The sequence below is a fragment of the Aquaspirillum soli genome, from assembly GCF_054781915.1.
The window spans coordinates 1-16753 of the sequence record NZ_BAAGTM010000019.1 but is presented as its reverse complement, the minus strand read 5'-3'; the positions used below and the strand labels follow the sequence as shown (position 1 = coordinate 16753).

The 16753-nt window shown below is 52.2% G+C and carries 16 protein-coding genes; 10 read left to right on the top strand and 6 right to left on the bottom strand.

Features of this window, described 5'->3' with window-relative positions:
- Positions 1–6: 6 nt before the first annotated feature.
- The 7 genes from ACYVJG_RS11805 to ACYVJG_RS11775 all read left to right on the top strand — a co-directional run bounded on the left by ACYVJG_RS11805 (position 7) and on the right by ACYVJG_RS11775 (position 10192).
- Positions 7–1206, top strand: coding sequence for a tryptophan--tRNA ligase (locus ACYVJG_RS11805; RefSeq protein ID WP_460431226.1), 1200 nt, complete (start codon positions 7–9; stop codon positions 1204–1206).
- On the top strand, positions 1203–2018 hold the full coding sequence (locus tag ACYVJG_RS11800; protein WP_460431225.1) for a segregation and condensation protein A: 816 nt from the start codon (positions 1203–1205) through the stop codon (positions 2016–2018). The genes ACYVJG_RS11805 and ACYVJG_RS11800 overlap by 4 nt, the downstream gene beginning before the upstream one ends.
- A gap of 5 nt (positions 2019–2023) precedes the next feature.
- On the top strand, positions 2024–2614 hold the full coding sequence (gene scpB, locus ACYVJG_RS11795; RefSeq protein ID WP_460431224.1) for an SMC-Scp complex subunit ScpB: 591 nt from the start codon (positions 2024–2026) through the stop codon (positions 2612–2614).
- A 50-nt stretch (positions 2615–2664) separates the two neighbouring features.
- On the top strand, positions 2665–4068 hold the full coding sequence (gene rluB / locus ACYVJG_RS11790) for a 23S rRNA pseudouridine(2605) synthase RluB (RefSeq protein ID WP_460431223.1): 1404 nt from the start codon (positions 2665–2667) through the stop codon (positions 4066–4068).
- 80 nt (positions 4069–4148) lie between these two features.
- Positions 4149–4616, top strand: coding sequence for a transcription elongation factor GreB (greB, locus tag ACYVJG_RS11785; RefSeq protein WP_040399031.1), 468 nt, complete (start codon positions 4149–4151; stop codon positions 4614–4616).
- The gene (locus ACYVJG_RS11780; RefSeq protein ID WP_460431249.1) at positions 4616–6346 is read left to right on the top strand and encodes an autotransporter assembly complex protein TamA; all 1731 of its coding nucleotides are present in this window, start codon (positions 4616–4618) and stop codon (positions 6344–6346) included. The genes greB and ACYVJG_RS11780 overlap by 1 nt, the downstream gene beginning before the upstream one ends.
- Positions 6347–10192, top strand: a complete 3846-nt coding sequence (locus ACYVJG_RS11775; RefSeq protein WP_460431222.1) for a translocation/assembly module TamB domain-containing protein — start codon at positions 6347–6349, stop codon at positions 10190–10192. It abuts the gene before it with no gap.
- Here the strand turns inward: ACYVJG_RS11775 and ACYVJG_RS11770 are convergent.
- Positions 10189–11571 carry an N-acetylmuramoyl-L-alanine amidase gene (locus ACYVJG_RS11770; RefSeq protein ID WP_460431221.1) on the bottom strand — a complete coding sequence of 461 codons (1383 nt, stop codon included), beginning with the start codon at positions 11569–11571 and terminating at the stop codon, positions 10189–10191. The two genes, ACYVJG_RS11775 and ACYVJG_RS11770, sit on opposite strands and share 4 nt — an antisense overlap.
- Positions 11547–12020 (bottom strand): tRNA (adenosine(37)-N6)-threonylcarbamoyltransferase complex ATPase subunit type 1 TsaE, encoded by a 474-nt coding sequence (gene tsaE / locus ACYVJG_RS11765; protein WP_460431220.1) that lies wholly within the window; start codon positions 12018–12020, stop codon positions 11547–11549. Before tsaE ends, ACYVJG_RS11770 begins: the two co-directional genes overlap by 25 nt.
- Before the next feature lie 36 nt (positions 12021–12056).
- On the opposite strand from tsaE, the gene queG reads away from it, so the two are divergent.
- Both queG and murI read left to right on the top strand, forming a co-directional pair.
- The gene (queG, locus tag ACYVJG_RS11760; protein WP_460431219.1) at positions 12057–13112 is read left to right on the top strand and encodes a tRNA epoxyqueuosine(34) reductase QueG; all 1056 of its coding nucleotides are present in this window, start codon (positions 12057–12059) and stop codon (positions 13110–13112) included.
- A gap of 50 nt (positions 13113–13162) precedes the next feature.
- A complete protein-coding gene (gene murI / locus ACYVJG_RS11755; RefSeq protein WP_460431218.1) occupies positions 13163–13978 on the top strand; it encodes a glutamate racemase in 816 nt (271 codons plus the stop codon).
- A 15-nt stretch (positions 13979–13993) separates the two neighbouring features.
- On the opposite strand, the gene ACYVJG_RS11750 is transcribed toward murI, so the two are convergent.
- The 4 genes from ACYVJG_RS11750 to ACYVJG_RS11735 form a co-directional block, all read right to left on the bottom strand.
- Positions 13994–14566, bottom strand: a complete 573-nt coding sequence (locus ACYVJG_RS11750) for a PIN domain-containing protein (RefSeq protein ID WP_460431217.1) — start codon at positions 14564–14566, stop codon at positions 13994–13996.
- The gene (locus ACYVJG_RS11745) at positions 14563–15021 is read right to left on the bottom strand and encodes a helix-turn-helix domain-containing protein (RefSeq protein ID WP_460431216.1); all 459 of its coding nucleotides are present in this window, start codon (positions 15019–15021) and stop codon (positions 14563–14565) included. Before ACYVJG_RS11745 ends, ACYVJG_RS11750 begins: the two co-directional genes overlap by 4 nt.
- A gap of 129 nt (positions 15022–15150) precedes the next feature.
- Positions 15151–15603: a GNAT family N-acetyltransferase gene (locus tag ACYVJG_RS11740; RefSeq protein WP_460431215.1), complete on the bottom strand. Its 453-nt coding sequence runs from the start codon at positions 15601–15603 to the stop codon at positions 15151–15153.
- Between the two features lie 5 nt (positions 15604–15608).
- Entirely contained in the window at positions 15609–16025 is a 417-nt protein-coding gene (locus ACYVJG_RS11735; protein ID WP_022652912.1) for a MaoC family dehydratase, read from the bottom strand.
- 139 nt (positions 16026–16164) lie between these two features.
- On the opposite strand from ACYVJG_RS11735, the gene ACYVJG_RS11730 reads away from it, so the two are divergent.
- The coding region (locus tag ACYVJG_RS11730; RefSeq protein ID WP_460431214.1) for a hypothetical protein at positions 16165–16753 on the top strand (589 nt) is incomplete at its 3' end.

Here is a 16753-nt window from a genome sequence, read left to right as displayed (position 1 = left end):
ATTTCCATGTATCTCAATCGCGTTCTCTCTGGTATGCGCCCTACGGGTAGCCTGCATCTTGGCCACTATCACGGCGCTTTGAAAAACTGGGTGAAATTGCAAAGCGAACACGAGTGCTTTTTCTTTGTGGCTGACTGGCATGCGTTAACCACCAGCTATGACGACCCTTCCATCATTGAAAAAAGCACATGGGACATGGTGATCGACTGGTTGGCAGCGGGGGTAGACCCGTCTCAATCGACATTATTTATCCAAAGCCGTGTGCCTGAACATGCGGAGTTGCATCTGCTGTTGTCGATGATTACGCCTTTATCGTGGTTAGAGCGGGTGCCAACCTATAAAGACCAAATTGAAAAATTGGCGCATAAAGACCTCGGCACCTACGGTTTCCTTGGCTATCCCCTGATGCAATCGGCGGATATTTTGATCTATCGCGCCTTGTATGTGCCGGTGGGCGAAGACCAAATTCCTCATATTGAAATCACCCGTGAAGTGGCGCGCCGTTTTAATCATATGTATGGCCGTGAGGCGGGGTTTGAGGATAAAGCCTGTGCCGCGATCAAAAAAATGGGCAATAAAAAAGGCCGCCTCTATCAAGAATTGCGCACACGCTATCTGCAAGAAGGTGATGACGAGGCGTTAGAAGCAGCGCGGGCGTTGTTGGCCGATGCACAAAATATCAGTCATGGCGACCGTGAACGCTTGTTTGGTTATTTGGAAAATAAAGGCAAAGTGATTTTGGTTGAACCACAAGCCTTGTTAACTGAAGCCAGTCGGATGCCGGGTTTAGATGGTCAAAAGATGTCGAAAAGCTACGGTAACGGCATTTTCTTGCGCGAAGAACCGGATTCGGTGTCGCGTAAAATTCGTGGTATGCCAACCGACCCAGCACGAGTCCGCCGCACCGATCCGGGTAACCCCGAGAAATGTCCGGTTTGGCAATTACATCAGGTCTATACCGACCGCGATACCCATGAATGGGCCGAAGCCGGCTGTAAGAGCGCTGGCATTGGCTGTTTGGAATGTAAACAGCCGCTGATTGATGCGGTGTTGGAAGAGCAAAAACCGATGTTTGAACGGGCGCAGCGTTATTTAGATGACCCAACCTTAGTCAAAGCGATTGTCGCTGATGGTTGTGAGCGGGCGCGTAAAATTGCACAAGACACCATGCGTGATGTGCGCGAAGCCATGGGTTTAGGCTATTGAGCGCAGTCCCTCTCGCCCATGTATTTGGTGAGCCAGTTTTTGAAGCCCCGCAGGATTTGTTTATTCCGCCTGATGCCCTGCGGGTGTTTTTAGAACGGTTTGAAGGGCCGCTGGATTTGTTGCTGTATTTAATTCGGCGACAAAACTTGAATGTGTTAGATATTCCGATGACTGCGGTAACCACGCAGTACCTCAATTACATCAACACCATGCAGGCGGCACGGTTAGAATTGGCGGCGGAATATCTGTTGATGGCGGCGACGCTGATTGAAATTAAATCGCGCCTGTTGTTGCCACGGCCCATTCATGCCACTGAAGACGATCCAACGGAAGACCCGCGTGCCGAATTGGTGCGGCGGTTGTTGGAATATGAACAGATGAAATTGGCCGCCCAAGCCCTCGACCGTCGGCCACAAGCCGAGCGTGATTTCACTTGGTTATCGGTATGGGTTGAGCCAAATACGGCACACATTCTTCCTGATGTTTCAGCGATTGATTTGCAGCAGGCGTGGTTAGCGTTATTATCGCGCGCCCGCCATCACCGTCATCATCAAGTGCAACAAGATGAATTGTCGGTGCGTGAACAAATGAGCGATATTTTGCGCCGACTGCAACAACAGCCTTTTCTTGAGTGGACGGCTGTTTTTCCGCCGTTGGCTGGGGTGGCGCATATCGTGGTGTGTTTTATCGCCATTTTAGAATTGGCAAAAGAAGGTTTGTTACGGATTGCCCAAGAAGCACCGTTTGCACCTATTTGGTTGCAACTGAACGCGTCCTTTTGTCAGGGCGAATTAGAGATTGATGGACAGTGAGACCGATGGAAAACACGGATTTGAACCACTTGAAAACCGTGGTGGAAACGGCCTTATTGGTCAGTACCGAACCAATTTCGGTGGGTGATTTAAAAAAATTATTCAATGAGCCGATTTCGACCGCGCTGTTAAATGAACTGCTGCAAGATATCCAAGCCGATTGGCAGGCGCGTGGGGTGGAATTGGTAAAACTGGCATCGGGTTGGCGTTTTCGTGCCCGCGCTGAATTTAAGCCCTATCTTGATCGCCTCCACCCAAGCCGCCCGCCACGTTATTCACGGGCAGTGATGGAAACCTTGGCCATTATCGCCTATCGTCAACCGGTGACCCGTGGGGATATCGAAGCGATTCGCGGGGTGAGTGTATCAAGTCATGTGATGCAAACCCTCAGTGAACGTGGCTGGATTGAAGTCATTGGCCATAAAGAGGTACCGGGTCGCCCCGGCTTGTATGCCACCACCCGCAAATTTTTAGATGATTTAAGCCTCGCCAGTTTGCGCGATTTACCACCTCTTACCGATTTGGGTCACTTAATTGTGCCCGATTTGCCTGATCTGGATTCTGTGGTTGCAACCCCAGAATCTTCCACCAACTAAAAGCAGTGCTGTGCGTCCGCACAGTACGAATCACAATAAAGTGTTTTTCTATGTCTAAAACTCCACGCCATCGGGCGCGTGATGCCGCCCAATCGCCGCGTCAAGGCAACAACGCCTTCCGCCAACAAAATACCCCTCAAGGTCGCCGTACTGCCTCCGCTGCGCCGGACGCAGAAGGCGCCGGTTACCGTGATCGCAAACCAAGCGAACCCCGTCGTCAAGCCAATCGCGATGGTCAAGAAGCACCGTTTGCCAGCACGGGTTTCCGTGATCGCAAACCAAACGAACAACGCCGTCAAGCCAATCGTGATGGTCAAGAAGCACCGTTTGCCAGCACCGGCTTCCGTGATCGTAATGCCACTGGCAATAAACCACCGCAAAACGGCGGCAGCAAACCATTTGCTGGTGGTCGTGGCCGTCCGTATCCTGCTAAAACCCGTTCGGCGGATGGTGAAACACGGCCACGTCCCGCCCCAGATTATCAAGAACGGCAAGAACGCAACGCAGCACCGGCTAAGCCTGCTTTCTCGCGTCATCCTGAAGCTGGCCCCCGTCCAAACCAAGCGAGCAGCCGACCTGCCGAAGGGTCGTATGTCGCGGTACAACGGGCGAAAAAACTGGCATTGCGTGCGCCTTCGCACAAAGAGCAGTTACGCATTGAACGCTTAAAAGATCTGCGGGTAAAACCAGAGGATTTGCCAGCGATGCGTTTGCAAAAAGCGATGGCTTTGGCTGGTTTGGGTTCACGCCGTGCGATGGAAGAATTGATTCAGGCTGGCCGTGTCACCATTAACCATCGTCCTGCACAGCTGGGTGACCGTGTTTCACCAGATGATAAAGTGCGTTTAGACGGTAAACCTGTGTTTATCCGTTGGCCTGATCGTTTGCCACGGATTGTGATTTATCACAAACAAGAAGGTGAGTTGGTAACCCGCGATGATCCAGAAGGTCGAGTCACTGTGTTTGACCGTCTGCCGCAAGCCCATTCCAGCCGTTGGGTGGCGGTGGGGCGTTTGGATTTGAATACCAGTGGTTTGTTGGTGATGACTACCAGCGGCGAATTGGCCAATCGGATGATGCACCCAAGTTTTGAGGTCGAGCGCGAGTACGCTGTGCGAGTGTTGGGCGAGTTGACCGATGAGTTAAAAAAATCGTTACTGGCTGGGATCGAGTTGGAAGATGGGACGGCAAAATTTGACCGTTTGATTGACCAAGGCGGCGAAGGTGCCAACCACTGGTATCGAGTGATTATTCGTGAAGGTCGGAATCGCGAAGTGCGGCGCTTGTTTGAGGCTGTTGGTTTGACGGTGAGCCGCTTGATTCGGGTGCGCTTTGGTGCGTTGACTTTGCCACCCCGCTTAAAACGCGGCCAGTTTTATGAGCTGAACGCCAGCGAAGCGGCACAGGTGATGAAATGGGCTGGCTTGGATGTGAACGGTTTAGCACGTGAGTGAGTATGTCAGGTCATGATTTTGCTGCCGATGATGAGGCAGATGAACAAGAACTGAAGCAATTGCCAACCGGCCGTAACTATATGACGCCAGCTGGTTGGCAGCGCATGAAAGATGAGCTGTACCAGCTGGTGCATAAAGAACGGCCCGAAGTGGTGAATGTGGTGAGTTGGGCCGCAGGAAACGGTGACCGCTCAGAAAATGGCGACTATCTGTATGGTAAGCGGCGATTGCGTGAAATTGATCGCCGCATTCGGTTTTTGACCAAGCGGTTGGAAATCGCCGAAGTGGTTGATCCAGAAACCCGCGAAGCCACCGATCAGGTCTTTTTCGGCGCGACGGTAACGGTATGGCGGCAAAGTGGTGAAGAACAAACGCTGTCGATTGTTGGGATTGACGAAGTGGATCTCAGCCAAGGGCGGGTGAGTTGGATTTCACCGATTGCGCGCACCTTACTCAAGGCGCGAGAAGGCGATGTGGTGCGTTTGCGTACCCCTGCTGGGTTTGAGGACATTGAAATCCTCGATGTGCAGTACCGGAAATTACCGTGATGCGCTGGCGCGGGGTGCTCGGCGTGATGGGGGGATGGCTGCTGTGTGCGTCAGCATTGGCGGCGCCGCAGCTGGTTATCCAACTTGCCGATGATTCATTGCGTAGCCTGTTAGAAAAACATCTGGAAGTGATGCGCTGGCGCGGTGATGACCGCGTCAGTGAGGCGCAGTGGCAGCGCTTGTTACAACAGACACCGCAACATATCCATGATCTATTAGCCAGCGAAGGCTATTTTTCCTCGGTTGTCCGTTTGGACGATACCAGCCACCCACCCCGTTTTATCGTTGAATTAGGCCCACAAACGACCATCGGCGAAGTGCAATTTCAGCTCGAAGGTGAGATTGCACAACGCGATGACTATGCCGCACGGCGGCGGCAAATGCGTCTAGCAATGGGATTGGAACGCGGGCTGCCTTTTACCAGTGCATTGTGGGCAGAGGCGAAAAAAAAGGGGCTGCAACAGCTGTTAATTGACCGCTATCCTGCGGCAACACTGGCGTTTAGCCAAGCAGAGGTGGATCCTGAAACCGCGCAAGCCAAATTGGTGCTGCGCTATGACAGTGGTGCCCCCTATCGCTTAGGGGCTATCAGTATTGACGGGTTACAACGCTATCCCGATACCGTGATTCGCCACCTTGCCCCATTTCAGGTCGGCGACGATTATCGGCAAGATAGTCTGTTAGATTTTCAAACGGCTTTGCAAAGTACGCCCTATTTTGCTCGGGTGTTTGTCGATAGTGATGTCAGTTTGGCGCAGGCCCAACAGATTCCGGTTCGTGTGGCGGTCGAAGAAGGGCCACAACAGCGTTTTGCCTTGGGGGCAGGCTATAGCAGTAACACCGGCTACCGCAGCGAAATGAACTACCGTCATCATAACCTTTTCGGGTGGGGCTGGATGGCCGAGGCGGGGTTGAAATGGGAACAGAAACAACAGCAGCTTGAATTGGGTGTACGGCTGCCTGTCGATGAAAAAGGTTATCGCCATCGCTTTGGCTTTGTGGAAGAGCGACAAGATTTAGAAAACCTGCCATTGCAACGTGACAAAATTTCTCTCAGCCGCAGCCGACAACGTCAGCAAATTGACACCACGCTGGCGTTGCAATACCAACGGGAACGGGCCGAACCGGCAGCTGCACCCGTTCGGCGGACGCAAGTGTTGTGGGCTAACTATGTGTGGAGCCAACGGCAACTGACGCCTGCCCTGAATCCGCAACGTGGTTATGCGTGGCAATTTGAACTCGGGGGGGCGGTGCGTGGGGCATTGTCTGATACCTCAATGGTGCGCGGTTATGCCCGAGGGGTTCGCTATCTCCCTCTGCCGGAACGCCGTTGGGGCTATCTATTATTGCGCGCCGAGGCGGGGCAAGTGTGGGCAGAACAAGGGGCGGACGTTCCCACCGATTTATTGTTTCGTACCGGTGGCAGTCAAACTGTCCGTGGCTATGACTTTGAAAGCCTAGGTGTGCGGCAAGGACAAAGTGTGTTAGGTGGACGGGTGATGATGGCAGCCAGTGCGGAATATGTTTACCCAATGACCCCCCAATGGGGCAGTGCCGTTTTTATTGACGTAGGTGATGCCACCAGTCATTGGCCCGCCTTGAACTTGAAACGCGGCTATGGTGTGGGGGCGCGTTGGGCCAGCCCAGTTGGGCCGTTGGCTTTTGATGTGGCCTATGGTGAAGCGACGCAACGCTGGCGCTTGCATTTTGCTTTGAATATGGGGTGGTAAGTGCGACGCTTGCTGCGATGGGGAAGTGCTGTTTTCTTGCTTGTGCTTGCTGGCCTGTTATGGCTATTGGGCTTATTGAGCAGCGAGGGGGGCAGCCGGTGGGCGGTCGATCAGCTCAATCATTGGGGGCAAGGCGTTGTTGCCATCGCCGATAGTCAAGGCATTGTGACCCAAAAATGGCAGGCGCAGGGCATTGTCCTGACGTTGCCGACTATGCAAGTGCGCTTGTCTCAACTGCGCTGGGATTGGAACTTCCCCGCCTTATGGCAAGGTCAACTGCATTGGCGGCAGTTCCAACTTGGGCAGCTTCATATTACCAGCCAAGGAGATGATTCTCCGCTACAAGTCCCAGCAGATTTACAACTGCCGTTAGCGGTGGCTGTGGATCGTTTTGAACTGGGGGCGCTGTTATGGGGCTCAGAACAGACGCTGTTTATGCAGCAAGTGGCGTTACGTTTTGACAGCGATGGCCGGCAACATCAATTACAACTGCAACAACTCGATAGTCCGCTGCTTCTTGCACAGGCCCAAGGCCGTATGCGCCTTGATGGCAAAGCGCCATTTCCACTACAAGCTGATATCGATTTTCAAGCAGGACAAGCCACTGCCCACGGCACGCTTGCATTGCGTGGTCAGTTAGCACGTCTTGGTGTGACTTTGCAGGCGCGCCACGCCACCGATTTCAATAGCCATCTTCAACTCACTGCCTTTCCTTTTGCAGCAACACCGTGGCAAAAAATCGCTTGGTTACAAGGTCATGTGCGGCAGTTTAATCCACAACAGTGGTTGCCCACTTTACCGGCCGGACAATGGCAAGCCGAATTTCGGGCACAGGGTGACCAACAGGCGATGCAAGGCGAATTTTGGTTAGACAATCAACAACCTGCGAAATGGGGAAATGGCTTCCCTGTTCGTCAGGTGGTGGCGAAATGGCAATGGCGCGAACCAAAACTGATCGTTGACCACTTAGAGATTGATACCCTCGGTGGGCAGTTACAGGCCGCAATGGAAGTCAGTGCTGAGCACTTGCAAGCACAGTTACAGACCACGCAACCCTTACAACTCGCTCAGTTGGCCCCTGAATTACCACCGCTACAACCGGTATTGGATTGGCAACTGGCTGGCCCGTGGCAAGCACTGCTATTACAGGCGAATATCACTGAACAACAACGTCGTCTGACCGTGGCGGCCGAGTTGGTCGGTGATCCGCGTGGCACCTTGGCTTTACATGCGGTCAAACTGTCGCAATTGCGGTTGCAAGATGGGGCTGGTTCATTACAGGCCGCTGGGGCGTGGCAAGCCGCCACGAGACAACAGCCGGCGAAACTATCACTGACCGGTGAACTGCAAGGCTTGAATCCAGCGCACTATCATCCGGATTGGCCGCAGGGCAAACTGGGCTTATCGTTTACCGCCGAAGGGCAATGGCACGCCGAATGGTTGGGCAAACTGCAATTTGTCATGTTGCCGAGTCAACTGCAACAACAGCCCTTGCAAGGTGAAGGCAAGTTGCAGTGGCAAGCCGAACGCTTACAAGTGCCACAGTTATCGCTGCGTTTGGGCAGTAATCAGCTGTCGCTAGCCGGTGCCTTTGGGCAGGTGGGTGATCGGTTGACGGCACAAATTCACGCACCTAACTTGGCGCAGTTGGGGGGCGATTTCAGCGGGCAGGTACAGGCTAAAGCACAATTCGCCGGCCGTTTTACGGCACCAGAAGTCCAGTTTGAATTACAGGCCAAACAAGTGGTATGGCCACAATGGTTGAGTTTGGCAGAGGCTGAAGGGCGTGGTGAGCTGCAATTGGCCGCTGCCAGCCCATTTAAAATCAATTTGGCTCTGCGCCAATTGCGTCTACCCCGTCAAAACATAGCGGTATCTCAGCTGTCGTTACAAGGGCAGGGGCAACGCCAACACCATCAGCTGCAGTTACAGATGACCGCTGACGTCGCTGGGCAAGCAGTACAAAATCAACTGCGGTGGCAGGGTGGATTTCAAGAGCATGATGTGACGTGGCGTGGTACATGGCAGCAATGGCAACAACAAGCGGGTGCCTATTCCGTCACGTTAATGGCACCGACGGCATTGATGGTGTCCCCCTCGGCAATTTCGTTAGAAAACGCACGTTTTAAGCTGGCACAAGGTGAAATTGCCCTACAGCAGCTGCAATGGCGACCACAAGCATGGCAAAGCCGAGGCTGGGCAAAAGGGGTGGTGCCGACCTTGTGGCTACCGGCAACGTGGCTACAACAACCTGATTGGCATCTAGAAAGTCAGCTACAACTGGCTGCGGAATGGAATGTGCAACATCAAGCAGGGGAATGGCAGGGGCAGGTGAATTTGCAGCGAGAACAGGGTGACATGACTGTTATTCCCCAACACACCGCCAGTCAGCCTTTGCCATTACAACTGCGACAAGCGACATTACAAGCGGTGTTTGCCCAACAACAACTCACCTTGCGGACACACTGGCAAAGCGTTGCCGGACAATTGACCGCATCGGTGCAACTGCCGTTGCGACAAGGACAGCTTCGCCCAGACAGCCCCTTACAAGGCCAAGTGCAATGGCAATTGGCAGATTTAGCGCCGATTAGCCATGCACTATGGCCGCAAGGAAAAGCGAGCGGTCAATTCGCTGCGGCTTTGACGTTGACAGGCAGCTGGCAACGCCCGTTGTGGCAAGGTCAACTGTCTGGTGATCGTTTGGCGATACAAGCCGAGCAATATGGGATTGCGTGGCAACAGGGTCAGCTCCGCGCCCAAATGCGTGATAGCCGCTTGCAAATTGATACCCTGAGTTTTCAAGGTCAACAAGGCAGTTTGCGTTTGCAAAATGGTCAATTTGATCTCCTGACCTCTCCCGTCCGTGGTCGGGCTGAGTTGGTGTTAGACCAGTTATTGCTACGCCAAACCCCCTCGCGTGAACTGGTGGTCTCTGGACAAACACAGGCAACAGTGGATGCTTCGGGGATTCAGTTGTTGGGGAAATTGGTGGTGGTACGGGGGATGATGGATGTGCCAGAGGGGGATGCGCCACAATTGGCCTCTGATGTAGTGGTGAAAGGGCACCCCCGTCCCTTGCCTGCGCCGCCGGCCGCGTTGCCGTTACAAGTGCAGTTAACAATCAGCCTACCGGAGGAAGCGTTGCGCGTGCGGGGGCGTGGCGTGGATGCGTGGTTATCTGGTGAATTGTTATTAAAAGCGCCCCCCAAGCAAGCGCCACAGCTAAGCGGCGTCATTCGAGTCGATCGCGGTAAATTTACTGCTTATGGGCAGGAATTAGCCATTGAGCGCGGTGAAGTCACGTTCCAAGGATTGGCGGATAATCCGGCGCTGGATATTGTCGCTATGCGCCGTGGCTTGGCTGTGGAGGCTGGGGTGGCTATCACTGGCTCGGCATTGCAACCAAAAGCGCGTTTGGTATCAGAGCCTACGGTGCCCGATGCACAAAAGCTGTCGTGGTTGATTTTGGGACGAGATAGTTTTGCCGGTGGCAGTAGTGGCGATGTTGGGCTATTACTTGCCGCCGGCAGTGCGCTGCTGTCAGATCGCGATGCGGTTTCTGTGCAACAACGTATTGCTGATACCTTGGGTTTAGATGAATTGTCGATTCGGCAAGTCAAAGGCACTCAAGCACAAAGCCCACAACAACAGCTGCTCTCGGTTGGTAAGCGTTTATCCGATGCGCTCTCAATTAGCTATCAACAAAGTTTGTCCGGCACCACACAGCTGATGTTAATGAGCTACCGATTGTCGAAGCATTGGTCGTTGGTTGGCCGCACGGGGTCGGAAAATGCAGTTGATATTTTCTATTCCCTGCCATTTGATCGACCACCTGCTCGACCCTAACTGCGCGCGACAATCGGGCCGCGATTGGTATAGGACTTAATGCCTTGTAGCATGGCATCGGCAATACGCTCTTGATGGGCGCGGTTGACCAGTTTAGCTTCTTCGTCTGGATTACTGATAAACGCAGTTTCAACCAAAATCGAAGGAATATCAGGGGCTTTTAGCACCGCGAATCCTGCTTGTTCGACCTGATTTTTGTGTAAGCGGTTGATGCCCCCGAGTTGTTTTAACACCGAGTTAGCTAAACGCACGCTGTCATTGATGGTTGCGGTTTGTGTCAGGTCTAACAGCGTGTGTGCCAGATATTTATCTTTGGTGTTGATTTTCACCCCACCCACCAAATCGGCATCGTTCTGTGTTTGTGCCAACCATTTGGCAGCGGTACTGGTGGCACCTTTCTCGGACAAGGTAAAGACAGATGAGCCGCGTGCACTTGGTTGAATAAAAGCATCAGCATGGACCGAAATAAATAAATCAGCGCGGACTTGTCGCGCTTTCGCCACGCGAACCCCAAGAGGAATGAAGATATCTGCATCGCGGGTGAGATAGGCACGCATACCCGGCATGGCATCAATGCGTTTTTTCAACAAACGCGAAATCGCCAAGACCACATCTTTTTCTCGCGTTCCGGATGGCCCAATCGCACCCGGATCTTCTCCACCGTGACCGGGGTCGATCATAACGGTAAAAGGGCGTGTTCCACGGCTGTTATTTTTACTCGGTTTGTCATCATCGTCTTGATCGCGTTTGCTGTCCCGACGCGGCTTATCGTTTTTATCTGTTTTCGCTGTCTTGTCTGGTTCTGTTTGGTCAGACTTATCGCTTTTACTATCACGTTCCGCTTTTTTCTGATGCTTGTCAGCCTGACTTTGTGCGCTCTTATCGTCTTTGTCTAAGTCACCTTTGTTGAATTCGTTGAGGAGTGCCAGCAACGGGTCATCGCTGTGGGTCGGGTAGAGATCGATCACCAGTCGATGTCGATATTCAGCCACCGGCGGTAGTGTAAAGACCTGTGGACTGACTTCATTTTTGAGGTCGAGCACGATGCGGACGGTGGTTGGTGTAAATTGACCTGCCCGTGCAGCGCGGATAAAAGGATCATCCACCACTTGCCCATTGAGTGCCCGCAACATCGCGTTTAACTGCACCCCTTCCACATCCACGACCAGCCGTTCGGGGTCTTTAATGGTGAAATACTTGAACTTGAGGGAATTGGAGGCTTCGAGGGTGACGCGAGTATAGGTGTCGGAAGGCCATGTTCGTACCGCAATAATCTCACTGGCCGCCGCAAAACCCACTCGCGATACGGTGAGCAATAAACCAGCTGCACCCGCTTGTAACAAACGGCGGCGGTTTAGATCGATAGCGTGTTCAGACATATGCGTCCCGTATCTGTATGAGAAAAAAGCTGCAACACCCGACCATGATTGTGGACTGCAAGCGCCAGCGTCAGATCGGGTGGTGGGGTTAAACCAGCGGCCTTGTCGGGCCATTCAATCAAGACCAACGATTGTGGATGAAAATATTCATCAAACCCCGCTTCAAACCACTCATCGGGGTCGGCAAAACGATAGAGGTCGAAATGATACACTTCTGCTTTTGCCAAAGAATAGGGCTCAACGAGGGTGTAAGTTGGGCTTTTTACTCGGCCTTGATGACCCAATCCCCGTAGCAAACCACGGCTGAGGGTGGTTTTCCCTGCGCCCAAGTCACCTTGTAGATAGACGGTCATACCGGGCCGCAAACACTGTGCCAGTGCGTGGCCTGCGGCCAATGTAGCCTCTTCATCGGGTAAATCAATCGTCAGGCTGTCAAAAGAATAGGTCATAAATGGTAAAGAATTTATCAAATAGCGGTGCCGCAAGTGGTTGATTATCGCGGATTTCTTGAGCAAATCAAAGTCTGGGCCGATGCGCTAGGGTTTTCTGGATTGTCGGTCAGTGCAGCTCATATCTCACCTGCAGCGGTTGCCCGTTTGCAAGCATGGCTGGCTGAGGGCTGTCATGGTGAGATGGGATATTTACAACATCATGCCCATTTACGCGCCGACCCTACGTTATTGGTCGAGGGCGCGGTCAGTATTTTGTCTCTGCGGATGCCTTATTTGCCTCATTCGCCTGCCGAAGCACAACAAGCCCTTGCCCAATCTCAGCAAGGGTATATTTCTCGTTATGCCTTAGGACGCGATTATCACAAAGTGTTGCGGCAACGCTTACAAAAATTGGCAACCCAGATGACAGACTATCTTGGGCCATTTGGTTATCGTGTCTTCACTGACAGTGCGCCGCTGATGGAGGTTGAATTAGCACAGGCGGGGGGGCTTGGCTGGCGCGGTAAACACACTTTATTGCTGGATGGCCGTGAGGGGTCGTTTTTCTTTCTGGGTGAGATAGTGACAGATTTGCCCTTGCCGACAACGGAACCCGTGCCGGCGCACTGTGGGCGTTGTCGTCGTTGTTTAGATGCCTGTCCGACGGGGGCAATTGTAGAGCCGTATAAGGTCGATGCTCGGCTGTGTGTGTCTTATCTAACGATTGAACACCGTGGCCCAATCCCAGACAAGCTGCGCCCTTTATTGGGGAATCGCATTTATGGCTGTGATGATTGCCAGTTGGTGTGCCCGTGGAATCGCTTTGCCCAACTGAGCCCCCTCACTGATTTTGCAACGCGTCACCAGCTCGATCAATTAACGCTGGTTGAACTTTTCCATTGGACTGAAGCCGAGTTTGCCCAAAGAATGGCAGGCAGCGCCATTTACCGGATCGGTTTTGAACAATGGTCGCGTAATATTGCCGTTGCTTTGGGGAATGCACTCACTCAGCCCGATGTGATTCAGGCTTTACAGCAGCGGGCGGCGGATGCCTCCGAGTTAGTGCGGGAGCATGTCGGGTGGGCGTTGGCACAACATGGCGTGGTATGATGCCTCGCACCTCAAACAGCCATTTGTTTTTTGAAAGTGAGTAAGACGGAATGAGCACAGCCGACCGGCGGCCAATAGGCGTTTTTGATTCTGGGATTGGCGGACTGACCGTGGTTCGCGCACTGATGGACCGATTGCCGTTTGAAGATATTGTCTATTTTGGTGACAGTGCTCGGGTGCCGTACGGGGTGAAGTCTGTCGCCACGATTGAAGATTTTACCCGTCAAATTGCCGAGTTTTTGCTACAGCGTGAAGTCAAAGCCTTGATTATTGCGTGCAATACGATGGCAGCGGTGGCGGTTGAGGTGGTAAAACAGGTGGCAGGTGAGGTGCCTGTGCTGGATGTGATTGATGCTGGCGCCCGTGCGGCAGCGCGGGTGACCCATTCCGGTGCGATTGGGGTGATTGCAACGCCGACAACGGTGAACAGTAACGCCTATGCACGCGCTATTCATCATCTTGATCCTGACGTGCGTGTGTATTCGCAAGCCTGTCCTTTGTTTGTACCGTTGGTGGAAGAAGGATGGTTAGATCATCCGGTAACGCGGTTGACTGCGGAAGAATATTTGAAGTCTGTCTTAGTCGAGGATGTCGATACGCTGGTGTTGGGGTGTACGCACTATCCTCTGATTAAACCGTTGTTGCAGCAAGTGTGTGGTGATGAGATGACGATTGTGGATTCTGCTGTCACCACTGCCGAAGCCACCGCCCGCCGCTTGAGCGAACTTGGTTTGCTGAATCCCCAGCGAGAGATGCCGAACTATCACTATTATGTGACAGACATTCCCTTACGCTTTCAAAGCATCGGCGAACGCTTTTTAGGTCGTTCAATTCGACAACTTGAAATGGTGCGGCTGGGGAATTGAACCCAGTTAAGCCTCTTAAAAGGCCATCTTCCAATCTTTGAGAAGTGCCACTGTCTGAGTTAAGCCCTGTTTCAACAAAATTTCGAGCAGCTCATCTGCAGTCTTGGGTGGGTTCTTTAATGCTGCTCGTTGTTCAGCTAGGGCTTGTAGCACTGAAGCTGGATGTAAATCAAATAAATCAACGATAAAGTCATCCGGATGCTGGGCATCTAGGTTGTAGCGTTCTAGCGCTGTGGCTGGGAAATCTTTTAAATTAAACGTCACGATGGTTTCTGCGCCACTGTGTATTGCTGCCGCTACGACATGTCGGTCATCTGGATCGGGTAACTGAATAGCAGGAATCAGATGCTCAAATCCCTCAACTAAACTATCCCTAACGTTGGCATTCATCAATTGACGGGTTTTTTCTAAGGTAGCCGGACTAATTTCAGGGCGTTGTTTGAGCAAATTCCGGATCCATTCATCATGGATGGTGTTTGACCAGCGGGCACGGAAACGGTCGGTTAAAGCCAACCTCATGAGCAAATCTCGCAGTGGGGCTGGATAGAGAACACAGGCATCATAAACGACTGTTAGATGGGAACTCATTCGTACCCCATTCCCAGCATTTGTGCTTGTTCCGTCAACGTATCAAGTACTTTACGGCGCTCGGCATCGATCCGCTCTTTATATGCAATCACATCTTGATAACGTACCCGCCGGTGAGTACCCGTTTTATGGAAGGGAATTTCTTTATTTTCCAGCAGTTTAATCAAGTGTGGCCGAGACACATTCAGCACATCAGCGGCTTCTTGGGTCGTGAGTTCTGCGTGAACAGGGATAATACTGACTGCGTTACCTTCCCCAATTTCAGTGAGCACATCCACCAGTAGACGCAAAGCTGACCTTGGGATGCAGACTGGATGTGGTGCCCCTTGATCATCAAAAATATCGATTTGTTGTGTGTTTGAACCAACATGCAGATAAGCTGAAAGTGCGCGGCCACTCTCACGGGCAAGAGCGACCTCCTCTGCTGTCGGTAATGGAGACAAAAGAGTTTTCATCGTTTTTTCCTTGGAAATGCGATTGCTTAGCTATCCATGGTAAACGATAAACGAAATAAACGAAAAGCTTATGGCGGGGGAACCACATCAAAAAACGATGTGATGCCCGCTGGGACATCTCGGGCAAGACTAAGACAGCTTGCGCGTGAAGTGAAACGAACTGATGACAAAGCCGTGACGGAAGTAAAGGCGGTGGGCATCGGTGCGCCAAGTGCCAGAGTCGAGTACCGACCATTCTGCACCTTGTGCTTTCGCGTGGGTTTCGCACCAATTTAACAACAGACTGCCAATTCCCTGCGAACGGGCGGTCTCGTCGGTGACCAGATCATCGACATACAACCGTAAATTCTCATAGGTATTCTCGTATAAACGGTACAAAGCCAAGCCTACGACCACTTCATCTTGTACCGCCACCACCATTCTTGCCCCACCAGCAAACACCCTTTGCATTTTTTCGGCATAGGCTTCTGGCAACATCGGGCGCAGTTGGCGATGGACCGCTGCAGCACGTTCTAGCCACAGCGGTTCGAGAATCTGCCCTTGTCCATCGGTAATCGCGATGATGTGTGCAGAACTCGCCATCGTGATTAACCTTTGCTTGGTGCCATCACAACCGCTTCACCGTCGATAACCACATTGCCTTTGACGGTGCACACGGTAGAGAGGGTGACACGTTTTTTCGCAGGATCCAGTGCCGTCACGGTCACTTTTGCTGTCACGGTATCACCGATACGAACAGGAGCTTTGAATTTCAGGTTTTGACCGAGGTAGATGGTGCCGGGGCCGGGCAGACGGGTGCCTAACACGGTGGAGATAAAACCTGCCGACAACATGCCGTGAGCGATACGACCTTTGAACATGGTGGTTTCTGCGTATTCGGCATTGATGTGAACAGGGTTGTCATCACCCGACACTGCAACGAACAACAGCACATCGGCTTCGGTAATGGTTTTTGCGTATTCTGCGCTTTGGCCAATACTGAGATCTTCAAAGTAACAAGTCATTTTGTATCCTGTGCAAAACATGTTAATCAAATTGGTGCAGTGCTAGATTCTGTGCCAGTTATTGCAGAAAGGCAATTTAAGACTCTGTTAAAATCAGCACATTGTCTTAACCACCACTGCCATTGCTTTGGAGCCACCTATGCTGCACCGTATCAAAGTTGCCCACAAAATCTTTCTGATTGTGTCATTCGTTGGTGTGTTGCTGGCATTGTTATTTGCCGTGTCTTTCCTCTCTTTTTCACATCTGCGGCAAGAACTGGATGTGGTGAAAAATCAAGGTATGCCGAATGCGATGGTGGCAAAAGACATGCAAATGCAGGTGGTTCAGATGCAACAGTGGCTCACTGATATTTCTGCCACCCGTGGGCTTGATGATTTAGATGATGGCTTTCAAGAAGCCGCAGCAGCCAAAAAATTGTTTTTTCACGACCTCGAAATTCTACGCCGTCACTATCAGCAACAACATGACACCCAAGGCTTGCAACAGATTGCTGAAATTGAACAGCGTTTGGGGCAGTGGTACCAAACGGGTGAAAAAATGGCACGGGCGTATATCGCGGGTGGTCCAGAAGCGGGCAACCCGATCATGGGTGAATTCGATCTCGGCTGGATTCCCTTTAAAAAAGGTGCGTTAACCTACAAAAATGGCCAAGTTCGCTTCAAGGGTATCCACATGAGCTTGTGGGATTCCTACGGCTTGTCAAAATACGAATTCCGAGCAGGCAGTT

What these genes read in the sequence shown, in the direction of transcription:
- ACYVJG_RS11805 (WP_460431226.1), top strand. Translation starts at nt 7, where the DNA reads ATGTATCTCAATCGCGTTCTCTCTGGTATGCGCCCTACGGGTAGCCTG.
- scpB (WP_460431224.1), top strand. Translation starts at nt 2,024, where the DNA reads ATGGAAAACACGGATTTGAACCACTTGAAAACCGTGGTGGAAACGGCC.
- rluB (WP_460431223.1), top strand. Translation starts at nt 2,665, where the DNA reads ATGTCTAAAACTCCACGCCATCGGGCGCGTGATGCCGCCCAATCGCCG.
- greB (WP_040399031.1), top strand. Translation starts at nt 4,149, where the DNA reads ATGACGCCAGCTGGTTGGCAGCGCATGAAAGATGAGCTGTACCAGCTG.
- ACYVJG_RS11780 (WP_460431249.1), top strand. Translation starts at nt 4,616, where the DNA reads ATGCGCTGGCGCGGGGTGCTCGGCGTGATGGGGGGATGGCTGCTGTGT.
- ACYVJG_RS11770 (WP_460431221.1), bottom strand. Translation starts at nt 11,571, where the DNA reads ATGTCTGAACACGCTATCGATCTAAACCGCCGCCGTTTGTTACAAGCG.
- tsaE (WP_460431220.1), bottom strand. Translation starts at nt 12,020, where the DNA reads ATGACCTATTCTTTTGACAGCCTGACGATTGATTTACCCGATGAAGAG.
- murI (WP_460431218.1), top strand. Translation starts at nt 13,163, where the DNA reads ATGAGCACAGCCGACCGGCGGCCAATAGGCGTTTTTGATTCTGGGATT.
- ACYVJG_RS11750 (WP_460431217.1), bottom strand. Translation starts at nt 14,566, where the DNA reads ATGAGTTCCCATCTAACAGTCGTTTATGATGCCTGTGTTCTCTATCCA.
- ACYVJG_RS11745 (WP_460431216.1), bottom strand. Translation starts at nt 15,021, where the DNA reads ATGAAAACTCTTTTGTCTCCATTACCGACAGCAGAGGAGGTCGCTCTT.
- ACYVJG_RS11740 (WP_460431215.1), bottom strand. Translation starts at nt 15,603, where the DNA reads ATGGCGAGTTCTGCACACATCATCGCGATTACCGATGGACAAGGGCAG.
- ACYVJG_RS11735 (WP_022652912.1), bottom strand. Translation starts at nt 16,025, where the DNA reads ATGACTTGTTACTTTGAAGATCTCAGTATTGGCCAAAGCGCAGAATAC.